General features: G+C 60.6%; 17 protein-coding genes and 2 pseudogenes. 7 read left to right on the top strand and 12 right to left on the bottom strand.

The window, feature by feature from the left end:
- Positions 1-19 precede the first annotated feature (19 nt).
- From CW354_RS09070 to arfB, 5 genes are all read right to left on the bottom strand, one after another.
- A complete protein-coding gene (locus CW354_RS09070; RefSeq protein ID WP_104829678.1) occupies positions 20-1,147 on the bottom strand; it encodes a glycerophosphodiester phosphodiesterase family protein in 1,128 nt (375 codons plus the stop codon).
- A 137-nt stretch (positions 1,148-1,284) separates the two neighbouring features.
- A complete protein-coding gene (locus CW354_RS09065; protein ID WP_104829677.1) occupies positions 1,285-2,448 on the bottom strand; it encodes a VPLPA-CTERM sorting domain-containing protein in 1,164 nt (387 codons plus the stop codon).
- Positions 2,449-2,802: 354 nt separating this feature from the next.
- Entirely contained in the window at positions 2,803-3,507 is a 705-nt protein-coding gene (locus CW354_RS09060) for an SEL1-like repeat protein (protein ID WP_104829676.1), read from the bottom strand.
- A 315-nt stretch (positions 3,508-3,822) separates the two neighbouring features.
- Positions 3,823-4,398 carry a hypothetical protein gene (locus tag CW354_RS09055; protein ID WP_133162252.1) on the bottom strand — a complete coding sequence of 192 codons (576 nt, stop codon included), beginning with the start codon at positions 4,396-4,398 and terminating at the stop codon, positions 3,823-3,825.
- A 110-nt stretch (positions 4,399-4,508) separates the two neighbouring features.
- A complete protein-coding gene (gene arfB, locus CW354_RS09050; protein ID WP_104830074.1) occupies positions 4,509-4,934 on the bottom strand; it encodes an alternative ribosome rescue aminoacyl-tRNA hydrolase ArfB in 426 nt (141 codons plus the stop codon).
- Between the two features lie 56 nt (positions 4,935-4,990).
- Here arfB and CW354_RS09045 point away from each other — a divergent pair, with 56 nt between their 5' ends.
- Positions 4,991-5,299 carry a DUF1244 domain-containing protein gene (locus CW354_RS09045; protein WP_104829674.1) on the top strand — a complete coding sequence of 103 codons (309 nt, stop codon included), beginning with the start codon at positions 4,991-4,993 and terminating at the stop codon, positions 5,297-5,299.
- Positions 5,300-5,332: 33 nt separating this feature from the next.
- Here CW354_RS09045 and CW354_RS09040 read toward each other — a convergent pair whose 3' ends face one another.
- The 3 genes from CW354_RS09040 to CW354_RS09030 form a co-directional block, all read right to left on the bottom strand.
- Positions 5,333-5,884, bottom strand: coding sequence for a hypothetical protein (locus tag CW354_RS09040; RefSeq protein WP_104829673.1), 552 nt, complete (start codon positions 5,882-5,884; stop codon positions 5,333-5,335).
- 9 nt (positions 5,885-5,893) lie between these two features.
- The gene (gene rlmN / locus CW354_RS09035; RefSeq protein WP_104829672.1) at positions 5,894-7,042 is read right to left on the bottom strand and encodes a dual-specificity RNA methyltransferase RlmN; all 1,149 of its coding nucleotides are present in this window, start codon (positions 7,040-7,042) and stop codon (positions 5,894-5,896) included.
- 194 nt (positions 7,043-7,236) lie between these two features.
- The gene (locus CW354_RS09030) at positions 7,237-7,734 is read right to left on the bottom strand and encodes a GFA family protein (protein WP_104829671.1); all 498 of its coding nucleotides are present in this window, start codon (positions 7,732-7,734) and stop codon (positions 7,237-7,239) included.
- A gap of 135 nt (positions 7,735-7,869) precedes the next feature.
- Between CW354_RS09030 and CW354_RS23800 the strand changes: the two are divergent.
- From CW354_RS23800 to CW354_RS23935, 3 genes and pseudogenes are all read left to right on the top strand, one after another.
- Positions 7,870-8,847, top strand: a pseudogene (locus tag CW354_RS23800) (MFS transporter); the annotation flags it as partial.
- Positions 8,838-9,032, top strand: a pseudogene (locus CW354_RS24040) (MFS transporter); the annotation flags it as partial. The pseudogenes CW354_RS23800 and CW354_RS24040, both read left to right, overlap by 10 nt.
- 9 nt (positions 9,033-9,041) lie before the next feature.
- The gene (locus CW354_RS23935; protein ID WP_279303123.1) at positions 9,042-9,176 is read left to right on the top strand and encodes a hypothetical protein; all 135 of its coding nucleotides are present in this window, start codon (positions 9,042-9,044) and stop codon (positions 9,174-9,176) included.
- Positions 9,177-9,182: 6 nt separating this feature from the next.
- On the opposite strand, the gene CW354_RS09020 is transcribed toward CW354_RS23935, so the two are convergent.
- From CW354_RS09020 to CW354_RS23930, 4 genes are all read right to left on the bottom strand, one after another.
- The gene (locus tag CW354_RS09020) at positions 9,183-9,407 is read right to left on the bottom strand and encodes a helix-turn-helix domain-containing protein (protein WP_104829669.1); all 225 of its coding nucleotides are present in this window, start codon (positions 9,405-9,407) and stop codon (positions 9,183-9,185) included.
- Positions 9,407-9,901, bottom strand: a complete 495-nt coding sequence (locus CW354_RS09015; RefSeq protein WP_104829668.1) for a DUF2975 domain-containing protein — start codon at positions 9,899-9,901, stop codon at positions 9,407-9,409. Before CW354_RS09015 ends, CW354_RS09020 begins: the two co-directional genes overlap by 1 nt.
- Before the next feature lie 91 nt (positions 9,902-9,992).
- Positions 9,993-10,160 (bottom strand): hypothetical protein, encoded by a 168-nt coding sequence (locus CW354_RS23370; RefSeq protein WP_165793613.1) that lies wholly within the window; start codon positions 10,158-10,160, stop codon positions 9,993-9,995.
- On the bottom strand, positions 10,160-10,294 hold the full coding sequence (locus tag CW354_RS23930; RefSeq protein ID WP_279303122.1) for a hypothetical protein: 135 nt from the start codon (positions 10,292-10,294) through the stop codon (positions 10,160-10,162). Before CW354_RS23930 ends, CW354_RS23370 begins: the two co-directional genes overlap by 1 nt.
- A gap of 315 nt (positions 10,295-10,609) precedes the next feature.
- Between CW354_RS23930 and rdgB the strand changes: the two genes are divergently transcribed.
- Genes rdgB through hemW form a run of 3 tightly spaced genes read left to right on the top strand, consistent with a single transcriptional unit; the run spans position 10,610 to position 13,106 of the window.
- The gene (gene rdgB / locus CW354_RS09010; RefSeq protein WP_104830073.1) at positions 10,610-11,218 is read left to right on the top strand and encodes an RdgB/HAM1 family non-canonical purine NTP pyrophosphatase; all 609 of its coding nucleotides are present in this window, start codon (positions 10,610-10,612) and stop codon (positions 11,216-11,218) included.
- Positions 11,218-11,988 carry a subclass B1 metallo-beta-lactamase gene (gene bla / locus CW354_RS09005; protein ID WP_104829667.1) on the top strand — a complete coding sequence of 257 codons (771 nt, stop codon included), beginning with the start codon at positions 11,218-11,220 and terminating at the stop codon, positions 11,986-11,988. Before rdgB ends, bla begins: the two co-directional genes overlap by 1 nt.
- Positions 11,985-13,106, top strand: coding sequence for a radical SAM family heme chaperone HemW (hemW, locus tag CW354_RS09000; RefSeq protein WP_104829666.1), 1,122 nt, complete (start codon positions 11,985-11,987; stop codon positions 13,104-13,106). The genes bla and hemW overlap by 4 nt, the downstream gene beginning before the upstream one ends.
- The last annotated feature ends 291 nt before the right edge of the window (positions 13,107-13,397 follow it).

Genomic DNA, 13,397 nt, shown 5'->3' with positions numbered 1-13,397 from the left:
GCGCTGGCGGCCGGCGGGCTTATTCGCCTTCCGTCAGATATTCCGCGCGCGCTTTTACGGCCGTATCGGGAAAATCGGTGAAAACGCCGTCGACGCCAGCGCGGAAAAACAACTCATATTCATTGTTGATTTTCGCCTTTTCAAACCCAGCTTCAAGGGAGTCGGCGCTGGGTGCGGATTTCTCTAATTTTTCTCGCGGCGCGCCTTTGCCTTTCTGAACAGGAGTCGTCATCAACATGATTGACACGCCGACATTATCGTTTGCGACGTCGTTTCGGAATGTCCATGGATGAACCATGAGTCCGAGTGCATGCGCGTCCGTAACAAAAGTCGTTGTTTCGTTTAAATGCGGTAGAATTATATTTTTCGACGGCCCCACCGCGTCCGCATAGTCCGCAATCTCCGTAAACGGAATATTTGGTCCGGCGCCTAGCGTTTCCTCATAGACAAGCTGAACGAGTTTTGCGTCCGTCTTGCCCTTAAGGCGTTTCAAGATCTCCGGCTCGAAAGACTGGATGAAGACCGGCCCCGCCGCGAAACCGTCGAGCGCGGCGAGCAAAGGCTGTTCGAAATCCATGCCGGTGGACGCAAAGTAACCGGGATGCTTGGTCTCGGGATAAACGCCCACGGGCCGTCCGGTTTGCTCCGCGCGCCGGGAGGCAAGCGCCAGGATTTCCTCGAAAGTCGGGATTTCATATCGTCCGTCGAACTCCTTCGAGCGGCCCGGGAAAGGCTGCACGGCGCTTAAGGTTTTGAGCTCCGCAAGGGTGAAATCCTCCACCCACCAGTCGTCGCGGGGGCTGTCGTTTGGATCGGCGTTCGGCTTTTTGCGGTCGGCGAATTCGGGATGATCGGCGACATCCGTCGTCGTGGAAAGGTAGCGGTCATGGCGCGCGACCAGGACTCCGTCTTTCGTAAAAACGAGATCGGGCTCGATCACGTCCGCGCCCTGCTCGATGGCGAGATCGTAAGCGGCGAGCGTATGTTCGGGCCGATAAGCGCTGGCGCCGCGATGGGCGATGATCAGCGGCGGCTTTCCATTCAGCGTATTCCATCCGGTCGGCGCCATGGTTGTTTTATGAACCCCGCCGCAAGCGGCGGCAAGGATCGCCAAAGCCAGCGCAAAAGAACGAAAAACAGCTTTCATCACCCGCCCCCGATCACTCCTGCACGGTCCTTTATAGACCGGAAACGATTGGAAAGCGCGTCTGTGACCCCCTGATGACAAAAAGCGCCGCGAACTCTCGCTCGCGGCGCTTTGTTTTCAGATTACGCGAGACCGGCTTAAGCGGTCTTGCGCCGGCGCTGTGCGAAGCCGAACCCGGCAAGGCCGGTCAAGAGGAGCGGCAGCGCGCCCGGGACCGGAACCGGCGAGGCTTCGACCCGAAGCGTGAAATTGCTGAAATCCACGATGTCGGCGAGCGAAATCGCATAGTTCACATTGAGATTGGCGAGATCCTCGATCACATCCGAAAACAGCGTCACGTTGAAAGCCGCCTGAAGGTCCGCAAAGCTGTCGAACAGCACCGGGTTTGCGAGCGTATAGGCGACGTCGAATTGATCGAGGCCGCGGCGCTGCTCCCATTTGCCGTCTTCGTTCAGCCAGGCCAGGAGGAGCGGGTCTTTCGTGGGATCGAATTCCCAGAACGCGCCCGTCGGCACGTCATCCTGCGACATCCAGCTGCCGAAAATATCGCCGTAAGGGCCGTAAAGGCCGTTGCTGCTCAGCATGTCTTCGCCGAAGGTCATGTTGAGGCCGGTGCGTTCCGACGCGAAAAAGCCGTCCAGCGTGAAATTCGGATTGGTCGACGCGTCGCCAAACAGGCCGAACGGAAACTGGCTCGAGGCGTTCAGATCGTTCGGGCCGAATTCGAAGCTTGACGAAAACGCAAGCCCGTCATCGGCGCCGGAGGCGACGAAATCATCGCCGACGCCAAAGCCCAGCGAGACCTTGAAGTTGCTGATCGCCTCGCCGGTGAGATTCACCAGCCGGTGATAGACCTGATAGGGAGAGCCGGGCGCGGCGCTGTCGGCGTCCGGATCGACATTGAAGACGAAATCGATCGGCCCGAAGCCGGTGATCTGGTTTTTGAACCGCTTGCCACTCTGGAACGGGCTGTCGCAAGTGGCGTCGCTCGACGCCATGACGCAGCCGGCCGTCGTCTGGCCGCCCGAGTTGAAATCGCCGTTCACCACCTTAAGGCCCGGCGTGTTCGCCTCCGGCGCGGCGTAAACGACCTGGCCATAGGTCGATGCGGACCCGACGCCGCCGGTCACATCGGCGTCATAGACGACGCTGGCGCCGGTCTCGCCGTCTGCGGCGGTCGGGCCGACGACGACATTATCGGTGTTCCAGCCTGTGATGGTTGCGGCGTTCGCCGCCCCCGCGGCGAGGATTGACAAAAAAGACGCGCCAAGGAGGACGCGCCCGAAAACTGACTTAGACACTGAACAGACTCCACAACTCAGGTTACAAACAACACCGTCCCCCCACGGCTCTCAGCGCGGCAACGGCTCTGTGCGCGGTAAACGCATCAGTGTCGCAACGCTAAAAATGTTGCGGCGCGCGGGCAATCTGAATTCATGGTTAAGTGTGCGCAGAGTCAGAGGCAAAAGAACGCACTCGCCGCCTTTAGCGTGTGTTGCATTTGGTAAATGCACGCGAACGATTCCTACAAACGCAGCAGGGTTGGACACGGCTGTGAAAAATCGCTTCCGGGTTGTGCGAACGCCCGTTTGCTTCACGCGCCGAATAAGCGCCGCGGCGCCGGCCAGACACTGCGCACTTGTTGCGGCTTTAAACTATCGCCGGGGCGGCTTGCGCCGGCCGTCGGGCGAAGCGCCAAAATCGCCGGTCCGACGCTCTGCGCCGTCTTCGTCCTCGCGCGCCATAGGCTCGAATTCGGCCATGGTGATTTTCCTGAAAGACGCCGCTTCGCGTTTCGCCTGCGCGCGCGCCTCCGGCGACAGGACCGCATCCAGATGACTGCTGACGAGTTGCGGCGTATCGGCCAGCCCGTAGACATTCCGCACGCCATTATCCCCATAGACGATCGCCCACATCATCGCCTTTTCGGGATCGGGCGCCACATGAGACGCCGCATAGGCGGGCGCGCCGCTCAGGATTTCCGCAAGCTTGCCCTGCGCGCGCGGATTGCCGGCCCAGGCGGCGCGGGAAAGCCAGAACAACGCCTCCTGACGGAAGAGCCCCGTTTCCGCATCGCTTTCGCCCTGCATTTCAAGAAGACAGGCGCCGAGTTCATATTGCGCGACGTCATGGCCGGCGCCGTGACTCGCAACGATGCGGTAAACCGGCGCCGCCCTGGCGCATCCCTCCCGCGCCTGAAAGTCGCGCGCTTTCGCCAGAAGCGCCGTAGGCTGATTGACGCCCACAGGGCCGGCGGCAAGCCCTCCTTGAGGGCCGCCGCGCGGCCCGCCCCCGGCGCAAGCGGCGAGAGACGCGGCGCAAACCAAAACCAGAAGCCGGGAGGAAGAGAGCATTTTCATGAAAGCCTCGTTGCTGAGCGCAAAGACGCGCCGGTTTTAAACGCCTCGCCAGCGCTGTTCCGTCGGAAAAAATAATACGCCGCACCGCGACGGAATAAACCCGCCTTTCGCGTTTTATATTTGTCTGAGGGCGGCGCACCGTTGATTGCGCCCAGCCCCTCAAGCGCCGTCCGGACGTCCTTCCCGGCGCTTCCGCCGCGGGCGTCATCCGCCCCTTTGACGCCTGAAAAGGCGGGAGCGCCGCCCTCCTTTTAAAAAAGAAAACCCGGGCGCGGCGCGCCCGGGCTCAGGAAAGACTTGTTTTGGCGCGGCGCCTTACTGGCCGGCCTGCGCCGCTTCTTCGGCTTCCATATAGGCGTCGAGATCGTCCTCGACTTCAGCGACCACTTCCTTGTTCTCGGGCGGAACCTTGGAGATCGTCTCCATCATGGCTTTCGCCTGCATGATCTGCTCTTTCATCTGCGGCGGCATCTGTTCGAGCATGGCCGGGTCCATGGCCTCCATCTGCGCCATCGCCCCCGGATTTTCCTTTTCCATCTTGCGCGCGAAATAAGCGACCATCACCTGATCGCCCGTCACGCCCCATTCCTCGGCGCTGAAACCGTGCGGCTTCACGGCTGATTTCAACTCCGAATACTCATCCGGATACTTGGCTTTCAACGCCGTCACCGATTTCGAATAAGGCGCGAAAGGCTCGCCGGCTTTCGGCTGCATATCCAGCTGCAGTTGTTCGGCCTTGCCTTCCGCCTCAAGCCGGTCGCCAAGGGCCTTCACCGAATGAAGGCTCTCGACAAAGCGCTGGGCCGCATCGACCGTCAGCGCGTCGGCGGCGACGGCGTGTGAAACGAAAAGAAAAAACGATCCCGCAACGAACGCGGCTTTTTTGAGCATGTCAGAACTCCCCTCATGAGTGAAACTTACGGCCTGAAAGTAAACATGAATCGCGGCGCGCGCCATGGGGCCCGCATTGCATCTTTTTAAGATTGCGGGCCCTGAAAGGCTCAGATTTCGTCAATGCCGGGCTTTTTGCGGGCCGCGAGGGTTTTGGCGCGGCGGCGTTTTTCCTCGACGCGCTTTTTCTTCTGGTTGGCCGAGACCCTGGTCCTGACGCGCTTTTTCGGCGGCGTCGCGGCGCGCTCGATCAGCGCGGCGAGACGGGCGCGCGCATCCTCTCGATTGCGCTCCTGCGTCCGGAAGCGCTTCGCCTCGATAATAAGCTCGCCGTCGGCGGTCATGCGCCGGCCGGCGATGGCTTTGAGCCGTGCTTTTACATCGTCCGGGAGCGAGGGCGAATTTTTCACCTGGAAGCGAAGCTGCACCGCGCTCGCGACCTTGTTGACGTTCTGCCCGCCGGGCCCGGAGGCGCGGATGAAGGTCTCCACAAGCTCCCAGTCGGGAATCGTTATGTCGCCGATGGAAATCGCCATCAGGCTTGAATACACTTCAGGCCGATGAACGAAAACTGATTTTGAGGATAAACGTCATGACCGAGATTTCCCCGGAGCTGCAGGACAAGCTCGACGCCGCCGCCTTCCGGCGCCTCGTTTCGCATCTTCAAAACCGCACCGACGTGCAGAATATCGACCTCATGATCCTCGCCGATTTCTGCCGCAACTGCCTCGGCGACTGGTGGAGAGAAGCCGCCGAAGCCGAAGGCCTTTCCCTCACCAAGGAAGAAGCCCGCGAACGCGTCTACGGCATGCCTTACTCGGAGTGGAAATCGAAATATCAGAAGGAAGCGACGCCGGAACAGATGGCGGCGTTTGAGGCGCGGCGGAAGGGGAGGGCTTAGCTGCCACACTCAAAATCGGTTGCTATACTGAATTTAATTCAGCCGGTTTATTATCTCATCAACAGGTTTAATTTTTGGCTTCATACCAAAATACCAAACTGGAATAGCTATTGCAAAAACCAGCGCAACCGCCAAGAGATTAATCCACCAATCTCCGTATTCTTCTTCTTTCATTTGATAGAATGAAAAAAGCAATGAAAGCGCTAGCGCGCCGAAAAACACGAGACTCATAATTTTATTTTGCCGGATCCCTATATGAACTTTCGCATCTCTATATACGGCCTGATAGTTAAACAGAATGTCGGAAATAGATTTCTTGAGCAGAGAATACTTCTCGCCGCCAAGCCCAAAGACAGACATATCTAAACGTATTTGTCGCTCATCACTTGATGCAAGATCAAAGGAGATCACGTGCAGAAAAGGATACATTGCCTTTTCGTGTTTAAAATAAATATCTTTTATATCAGTATACAGAATTGTTTCTGTTTTGTCGGCGCGCTGAAATATAATTGCTTCCGGCGTATATTCGATGCGAGTAACAGGGCCGAATAGACCACGCTTCCATTCAAGAGTTCCAGACGGCATTTATCCCCCCTAGACAGCACCCATCCGCTCTTTCCTCGCCTCGCTCGCACGTTTCTTGACGCTTTCGGACTTTAATTGTCCGCAGGCGGCGAAGATGTCCCGGCCGCGGGGCGTGCGGATCGGCGAGGCGTAGCCGGCGCGCGAGAGAATGTCGGCGAAGCCTTCGATGCGCTCCCAGCTTGAGCACTCGTAAGGCGCGCCGGGCCACGGGTTGAACGGGATCAGGTTGATCTTGGCGGGAACGCCCTTTAGGAGCCGCACCAGTTCGCGCGCTTCGGCGTCAGAGTCGTTGACGTCTTTCAGCATCACATATTCGAAGGTGATGCGCCGCGCATTGCCGACGCCCGGATAATTCCGGCAGGCCTCCATCAGCTCGGCGATGGGGTATTTCCTGTTGATCGGCACCAGTTCGTTGCGCAGGGGATCGTTGGTCGCGTGGAGCGAGATCGCCAGCATGGCGGCGGTTTCCTCGCCGAGGCGATGCATCTCCGGCACCACGCCCGAGGTCGACACCGTGATGCGCCGGCGCGAGAGGGAAATCCCGTCGCCGTCGGAAATGACGTCGATCGCCTTCGCGACATTATCAAGATTATAGAGCGGCTCGCCCATGCCCATGAAGACAATGTTGGAGAGGCGCCGGTCTTCCTTGCCCGAGGGCCATTCCTCGAGATCGTCCTTGACCGCCATCACCTGGTTGACGATTTCGGCGGATGTCAGGTTACGGACGAGTTTTTGCGTGCCCGTATGGCAGAAGGTGCAGGCGAGCGTGCAGCCGACCTGGGACGACACGCACAGCGCCCCGGCGCGGCCCACATCAGGGATGAAGACGCATTCGACCTCGACGCCCGGGCCGAGCCGGATCAGATATTTGCGCGTGCCGTCGACGGAGACGAGGCGTTCGGTCACTTCCGGGCGCGCCACGACGAAGCGCTCGGCGAGGCCGGCGCGCATCTCCTTGGCGATGTCGGTCATCGCCGAAAAGTCCGTCTGCCCATAATGATAGATCCAGCGCCAGAGCTGGGTGGCGCGCATCTTCGCCTTTTTCTCGTCGAGCCCGAACGCCTCGCCCAAAACCCCCGCGATCTCGCCGCGGGTCATCCCGGCAAAGTTCAAGGGGCCCGTTGTTTCAGGGCTTTTGGAGAGGTCGAGCGTCGCCATAAGGGGCGGGATATAAGGGTTTGAGGCCCATCCCGCAATTGGCCCGCAAACCGGCAACGCCTCAATTCGCCTTCATCCTGAGGGGCCCTGCACCTTCGTCCTTCGAGACGCGCGCCTTTTCAGGCGCGCCCTCAGGATGAAGGAGCAGCGCCGTCTCGAAGGGCGAAGGCGAATTGAGACGCTGCCCGCAAGGCTTACCCCTGTCCCGCCGCGAAAGCGTCTTTCGCCGCTTTCAGCCTTATCTGGCTCTCTTCGGGCCAGTATTCGCTCATCTTGTAATAGGTTTTGACCGCCGGAACCTCGTGGGAGAGCGTCACCCAGGGCTGTTTCGACTCGGTGAAAATATGGATGTCGGGCGGAACCGCATCCGGGTCGTCGAGCGTTCCCACACGGATGAAGGCGATGGCCTCGCCCGCCCCGCCATAATGGCTCCACAGCGCCAGATGGCATGTCGGGCAGCGATGGATTTTCTGGCCGCGCCCGCTTTCCGACGGCGTGTCGATGCGGACCGCCTCTTCGCCCAACATGTCAACGCAATCCATTTCGATCATGGCGTTCAGCGCATAGGAAGACCCGGTCTCGCGCTGGCACCAGCGGCAATGGCAGCAATGAACGAAAAGCGGCGGCGCGGTCAGCCGGTATCGAACGGCGCCGCAGGCGCAGCCGCCTTCGAGTGGAACGAATTCCGACATAAGCGCCTCCTTTTTAGGGTCCCGAACACCTTACCGGGAGGACGCCCGTCTGGGAACTCGCAAAAGGCGCCATTGCCGATTGCCAATTGCGCGCCGGCGTGGTGAGTGTGCGCGCATCACCGGAGCCCCAACCCGATGGACCCTCACGCGCCCTCTTCTGCGCCGGACGCATCCGCGCGCGCCGTCACGAGCCCCCTGCAGCGGCGGATCGCCATCATGCTGCTGCTCGTCGGCGCCGTCTGCGCCGGCATGGGCCAGACCATCGTCTTTTCGGTGCTGCCGCCGCTGGGGCGCGAGCTCGGCCTGTCGAATTTTCAGGTCGGGGCGATCTTCGCCATCTCCGCTTCGGCCTGGGTCTTTTGCGGGCCGCGCTGGGGAAAAATGAGCGACCGCCGGGGCCGCAAGCCTTTCATCCTGATCGGCCTTTTCGGCTTCACCTTTTCGACGACCCTGTTCGGCGCCTCGCTGGCGCTCGGCCTTGCGGGCGTCCTCTCCGGCCTGCCGCTTTATGTGCTGATCGTCGCCATGCGTTCGCTTTACGGGCTGATCGGCTCGGCGAGCCCGCCGGCGGCGCAGGCCTATATCGCCGACCGCACCTCGAAACGCGAGCGCACGGCGGGGATCGCCAGCTTTTCCGCCGCCTTCGGGTTCGGCGCCATGCTGGGGCCCGGCTTCGGTGCGGCGACCTCGTTGATCGGTCCAGCGGCGCCGTTTTACGCCGCCGCGGCCATCGGCGCCGTGATGCTGGCCGCCGTTTATTTTTTCCTGCCCGAACGCACGGGGCCAAAGCAACACAGCCGCTCCGTGAATGTGCGCCTTTTGGATGCGCGCCTCGTTCCGTTTTTCCTGTTCGCGCTTTCGTTCGGCATCATCAATGCGATCCCGATGCAGGCCATCGCTTTTTATTTCATCGACCGGCTCGGCTATTCCACCGCGGACGCACCGCATTATGTGAGCATCGGGCTCACCGCCGGCGCCGTCTGTTCGCTGTTTTCCCAGCTCATCGTGGTGCAGCGCCTGCATCTGCCGCCGGCGACGCTGATGCGCATCGCCCCGGCCCTGATGGGCGCGGGGCATTGCCTGATCTTCCTCACGGATCATTTGTGGCCGGTGGTGATCGGGATGTCGGGAGCGGCTTCGGCGCGGGGCTGGCGGTGCCCGCGGCGACGGCGGCGACCTCGCTTGCTGTGGAACCGGAGGAACAAGGCGGCGCCATCGGCATCGCCAGTTCTTTCGGGGCGGTCGGGTTCATCGTCTCGCCGGTGGTCGGCTTTGCGCTTTACGGGCTGGCGCCCGCCGCGCCTTTCATGTTCACCGCCGCTGCGGCGTTCGCGCTTTTGATCTATGCCTGGATGAGCCCCAAGGTCGGCGCCGCCGTGCCGCTCAACGATGACGAGCCGGAGGAAGCGGCGGAAGACACTGCCGCGGCCCCTTATCGGTAAAGCCCGCTAGTCGGGGGACGGTTTGCCGTCGTCTTCAAAGAAAAGAATGTCGCCCGGCTGGCAGTCGAGCTCCTTGCAGATCGCTTCGAGCGTCGAAAAGCGGATGGCTTTCGCCTTGCCGGTTTTGAGGATCGAGAGATTGGCGATGGTCACCCCGACGCGCTCGGAAAGCTCCGTCAGCGACATGCCGCGATCCAGAAGGACGCGATCGAGTTTGACCGAAATCGACATTAAACGGTGAGGTCCTGTTCTTCTTTCATGCGCGCGCCTTCGCGGAAGACTTCCGAAAGCACGAACACCGCAATAATCGCGAGCCAGGTGATGAAGGACGAATTGATGCTGACTTCCGCGTCGTAAATCATCGACAGAAAGCCGAAGGCGAATTTCGCGCCCTCCCCGATCAAGAGCGCATAGCCGACGCCGCGAAACCGGTCGGCGTTCTCCTTCACGAAAGGCGATCCGAAGCGCAGGGTTTTCAGGATTTCGAGAAGCCGGTTTACGACAAACAGCATCACCGCGATGGTGGCGAAGGCGAGCGCCACGTCGAAAAATTCATCGCCCTCGATATCCGCATCGCCGCCGAACATCATTGTCAGCGCCGGAACGAAGGGCAGGACGATGAGCGCTATCGTCACGCCGCCAAATGCGATCCACATGATGATGCGCGTGATGTGAAGGCCCATGGCGAGGATGGAGGACAGGGATCCTTTGCCTATCGCTTTCATGACGGGGGGTCTCCGTTAATGCGCGCCAAGAAAAGAGGGCCGGCGCAAAGCCTGGAAATGGCGCGCCCTAACCAGCTTAGCGCGCGCCACTTTAGAAAAACGCGACCAGACAGAACGCCTTTTCGCAGCTTTGGCGAACGCCGTCAGCTCTTTCTTCCTTCACGCCGTCGCCCGGAGCGGCGACTGCGAGGGAGTAAAGGCAGGCCGCCGCAACTGCTGCGAACAGGCCCGCCGAAGCGGTCTGGATCAATCTCGACATTACGCCACTCCTGCAAAGGAACCGAGGGCCGAGACATAGCCGGAGCCGATGAGAACGATGGCCGAGACGACGACCAGTCCATTGACAAAACCGGCGAATTTACCGAAACTAAAGTCTGAGTTAGCAAAGCGCATGGGTTTCTCCTTTTCTTTCCTGTGTTAGCGACTCGTTTGATCTCTTTGAGCGGCCAGGTTTTTCCTGCCGCTCTTTTTTTATCTGGCCGTTTCGCCGGATTTGCGGGCGGGGACGGCCTTGCCCCTTTGGGTTTCTCCTTTGGGCTCTTGATGGCCCTTTTTCTTTTTTCCCGCCGGCTGCTATGGAGCCTTTGGGTTTTCCTGATGCGGCGTTGGTTTTGCCGTCTTGTTGATTATCGATATACACTTATCGAAAAACGATGCAAGGGGTTTTTGCCGAAAAACGATAATTTTTTTTCGATAAGGGATAAAAAGATGGGCGAAACTGTGCGCAAATTAGGGCCGGGACGGCTTGTCATCGCCTCCCACAATGATGGAAAAGTAAAAGAAATCAATGACTTGCTTTCTCCGCTCGGGATCGAGGCGGTCTCGGCCAAAAAACTGGGGTTGGGCGACCCCGAAGAGACCGGAACGACCTTCGCCGAGAACGCCGAATTGAAGGCGCTGGCCGCCGCAAAAGCCTCAGGGCTTCCCGCCCTCGCCGACGATTCAGGGCTCTCCGTGACCGCGCTCGGCGGCGCGCCGGGGATTTTCTCCGCCCGCTGGGCCGGCGAGCCCCGGGATTTCGAGATGGCCATGAAAAAGGTCGAAACGGCGGTTTTCGACACCGGGACCGAAGACTTCTCCGCCCGCTTCGTCTGCGCCCTGACGCTCGCCTGGCCGGACGGGCACACCGAGACCTTCGAAGGCGAGGTGACGGGCGTGTTGGTGTTTCCCGGGCGCGGCGAGAAAGGCTTCGGCTACGATCCCATTTTCACGCCCGACGGCTATCATATCACCTTCGGGCAAATGGAGCCGGAGGAGAAACACGCGATCTCCCACCGGGCCGACGCCTTCCGTAAACTGATGAAAGCGCATTTTTGATGTGGAAAGTTTTTCTCGCCGCTTTTTTGGTTTTCATCGCCGCATCGGCGCGCGCTGCTGAGGAACCGGCGCAAGGCGAAACGCATCAAGCGCCTGTTCTCGAAAAGATCGCAGACGATGTCTGGATTCACAAAAGCTGGCGTCATGTGAACGGGTGGGGCCTTGTCCTGTCACAGGGGCTTGTCGTGAAAGTCGACACGGGCGTCGTTCTGATCGACACAGCATGGACCGATGCGGATACGGAAGACTTGCTGGCGCTGATCGAAGCGGAGACCGGCGCGATGCCGGCGAAAGCCATCGTCACCCACGCCCACGCCGACAAGATGGGCGGCATGAAAGCCCTTCACGCCCATGGCGTCGAAACCATCGCGCATAAATTTTCAAACGAGGATGCGCCGGCGCGCGGTTTAACGCCCGCTCAAACTTCGATGCATCTTCTGGAAAAGGGGAAACAGCTTTATTTCGCCGGCTATTCCGGGACGCCGCTGGAGGTTTATTACCCCGGCGCCGGACACACGCGCGACAATATCGTCGTCTATTACGCCCCGGCGAAAGTGCTGTTCGGCGGCTGCCTCATTCGCCCGGGCGAAGCGAGCGATCTCGGCAACACCGCCGACGGCGATGTGAACCATTGGGCGCAAGCGGCAAGGAACGTCGCGGAAGCCTTTCCGGAAGCCGAGATCGTCATCCCCAGTCACGGCCCTATGGGCGGGCGCGAGCTTCTCGACCACACCATCGACCTCGCCGAATCGGCGGCCGCCGCGCCATGACCGCGCCGCTCGGGGTTTATGTCCACTGGCCTTACTGCGCCCGGATCTGCCCCTATTGCGATTTCAATGTCTACAAGAACCGCCCCGTAGACGCAGGCGCGTGGGGCCAAGCACTGACCCGCGATCTCGAACATTACGCAAAGCGCACGCAGGGCCGGAAACTTCAAAGTCTTTATTTCGGCGGCGGCACGCCGTCGCTGGCGCCGATCCCCGTCATCGAAAGCGTCATCGAGGTTTGCGCGCGCCTGTGGGGCTTTGAGGACGGCGCCGAGATCACCCTCGAAGCCAATCCGACGGATGCGGAGCAATCGCGTTTCGAGGCGTTCGCGGGCGCCGGGGTCAACCGTCTGTCGCTCGGCGTTCAATCCCTGCGCGACGGCGCCCTGCAATTTCTCGGGCGCGATCATGACGCCGCCGCGGCGATCCGCGCCATCGAGGCGGCGCAAAAGGCGTTCCCCCGCGTCACCTTCGATCTCATCTATGCGCGGCCCGGCCAGAGCCTCGATCACTGGCGCGCAGAGCTTGCCGAAGCGCTGGCCCTCGGCGCTAGCCATCTCTCCCTCTACCAGCTCACCATCGAGCCGGGCACGGCCTTCGACGTCGCGGTCGACAAGGGCCGCTGGGCGCCCGCCGGCGACGATCTTTGCGCCGACATGTTCGACGCGGCGCAGGAGATGACCGCGGCGGCGGGCCTTCCCGCTTATGAGATTTCGAACCACGCAGCGCCCGGAGAAGAAAGCCGGCACAATCTCATCTACTGGACCTATGGCGATTATGTGGGCGCAGGTCCCGGCGCCCATGGACGCCTCACCGAAAACGGCGCGCGCATCGCTGTGGAAACGCCGCTCTCCCCGAAAGACTATCTCGCCGGCGCGCCCCATGAGGAAACCGCGCTTTCCCCCCGCGAGGCGGAGATGGAGCGGCTTTCCATGGGGCTCAGGCTGCACAAGGGAGTCGCCTTCGCCGAGACGGACGCGTTTTTCGCCGAGGCCGGGGCTTACGAAAAACTCGACCGGCTTGTGGGCGACGGCCTTCTCCATTGGGACGGCCGGACGCTTTGCGCTGCCGCCGACGGGCGGCGCCTCCTCAACCGCGTGCTTTACGAACTCTTCGGATGAGCAGGGCGCCCCAAAAACGGGAATGGAGGCTTCGGTCCACCTCAAAGGCGATGAATTCTTGCCGCAAACCCGCATTCGGTGCGGACTTATCCACGGGGAACGAAACGGCTTTATAGTGGTCTGCAATTATGGATCCCGCATCTGCGCGGCGTCATCTTCGGTGCTGCGGACGCGTGCGGGATGACATCGAAAAAGATGGAGCGACCGATGAAACACCCCCGTGAAACATTTTTACGCAAATGGCGCCAAACTTCCCTGAACGCCAGCAATGACGCCGTTTTAAACGAAGCC

It is taken from the genome of Hyphococcus luteus, assembly GCF_002943565.1.
Lineage (GTDB): Bacteria > Pseudomonadota > Alphaproteobacteria > Caulobacterales > Parvularculaceae > Hyphococcus > Hyphococcus luteus.
Note: the sequence above shows the minus strand (reverse complement) of the source record. Positions and strands in the feature narration are given on the sequence as shown.

Bases quoted from the DNA above. Each gene is read 5' to 3' on its own strand.
- hemW (WP_104829666.1), top strand. From the start codon at position 11,985: ATGACCGCGCCGCTCGGGGTTTATGTCCACTGGCCTTACTGCGCCCGG.
- CW354_RS09045 (WP_104829674.1), top strand. From the start codon at position 4,991: ATGACCGAGATTTCCCCGGAGCTGCAGGACAAGCTCGACGCCGCCGCC.
- CW354_RS09040 (WP_104829673.1), bottom strand. From the start codon at position 5,884: ATGCCGTCTGGAACTCTTGAATGGAAGCGTGGTCTATTCGGCCCTGTT.
- CW354_RS09060 (WP_104829676.1), bottom strand. From the start codon at position 3,507: ATGAAAATGCTCTCTTCCTCCCGGCTTCTGGTTTTGGTTTGCGCCGCG.
- CW354_RS23370 (WP_165793613.1), bottom strand. From the start codon at position 10,160: ATGTCGAGATTGATCCAGACCGCTTCGGCGGGCCTGTTCGCAGCAGTT.
- bla (WP_104829667.1), top strand. From the start codon at position 11,218: ATGTGGAAAGTTTTTCTCGCCGCTTTTTTGGTTTTCATCGCCGCATCG.
- CW354_RS23935 (WP_279303123.1), top strand. From the start codon at position 9,042: ATGTTCACCGCCGCTGCGGCGTTCGCGCTTTTGATCTATGCCTGGATG.
- CW354_RS09055 (WP_133162252.1), bottom strand. From the start codon at position 4,398: ATGCTCAAAAAAGCCGCGTTCGTTGCGGGATCGTTTTTTCTTTTCGTT.
- CW354_RS23930 (WP_279303122.1), bottom strand. From the start codon at position 10,294: ATGCGCTTTGCTAACTCAGACTTTAGTTTCGGTAAATTCGCCGGTTTT.
- rdgB (WP_104830073.1), top strand. From the start codon at position 10,610: ATGGGCGAAACTGTGCGCAAATTAGGGCCGGGACGGCTTGTCATCGCC.
- arfB (WP_104830074.1), bottom strand. From the start codon at position 4,934: ATGGCGATTTCCATCGGCGACATAACGATTCCCGACTGGGAGCTTGTG.
- CW354_RS09030 (WP_104829671.1), bottom strand. From the start codon at position 7,734: ATGTCGGAATTCGTTCCACTCGAAGGCGGCTGCGCCTGCGGCGCCGTT.
- CW354_RS09070 (WP_104829678.1), bottom strand. From the start codon at position 1,147: ATGAAAGCTGTTTTTCGTTCTTTTGCGCTGGCTTTGGCGATCCTTGCC.
- CW354_RS09015 (WP_104829668.1), bottom strand. From the start codon at position 9,901: ATGAAAGCGATAGGCAAAGGATCCCTGTCCTCCATCCTCGCCATGGGC.
- rlmN (WP_104829672.1), bottom strand. From the start codon at position 7,042: ATGGCGACGCTCGACCTCTCCAAAAGCCCTGAAACAACGGGCCCCTTG.
- CW354_RS09020 (WP_104829669.1), bottom strand. From the start codon at position 9,407: ATGTCGATTTCGGTCAAACTCGATCGCGTCCTTCTGGATCGCGGCATG.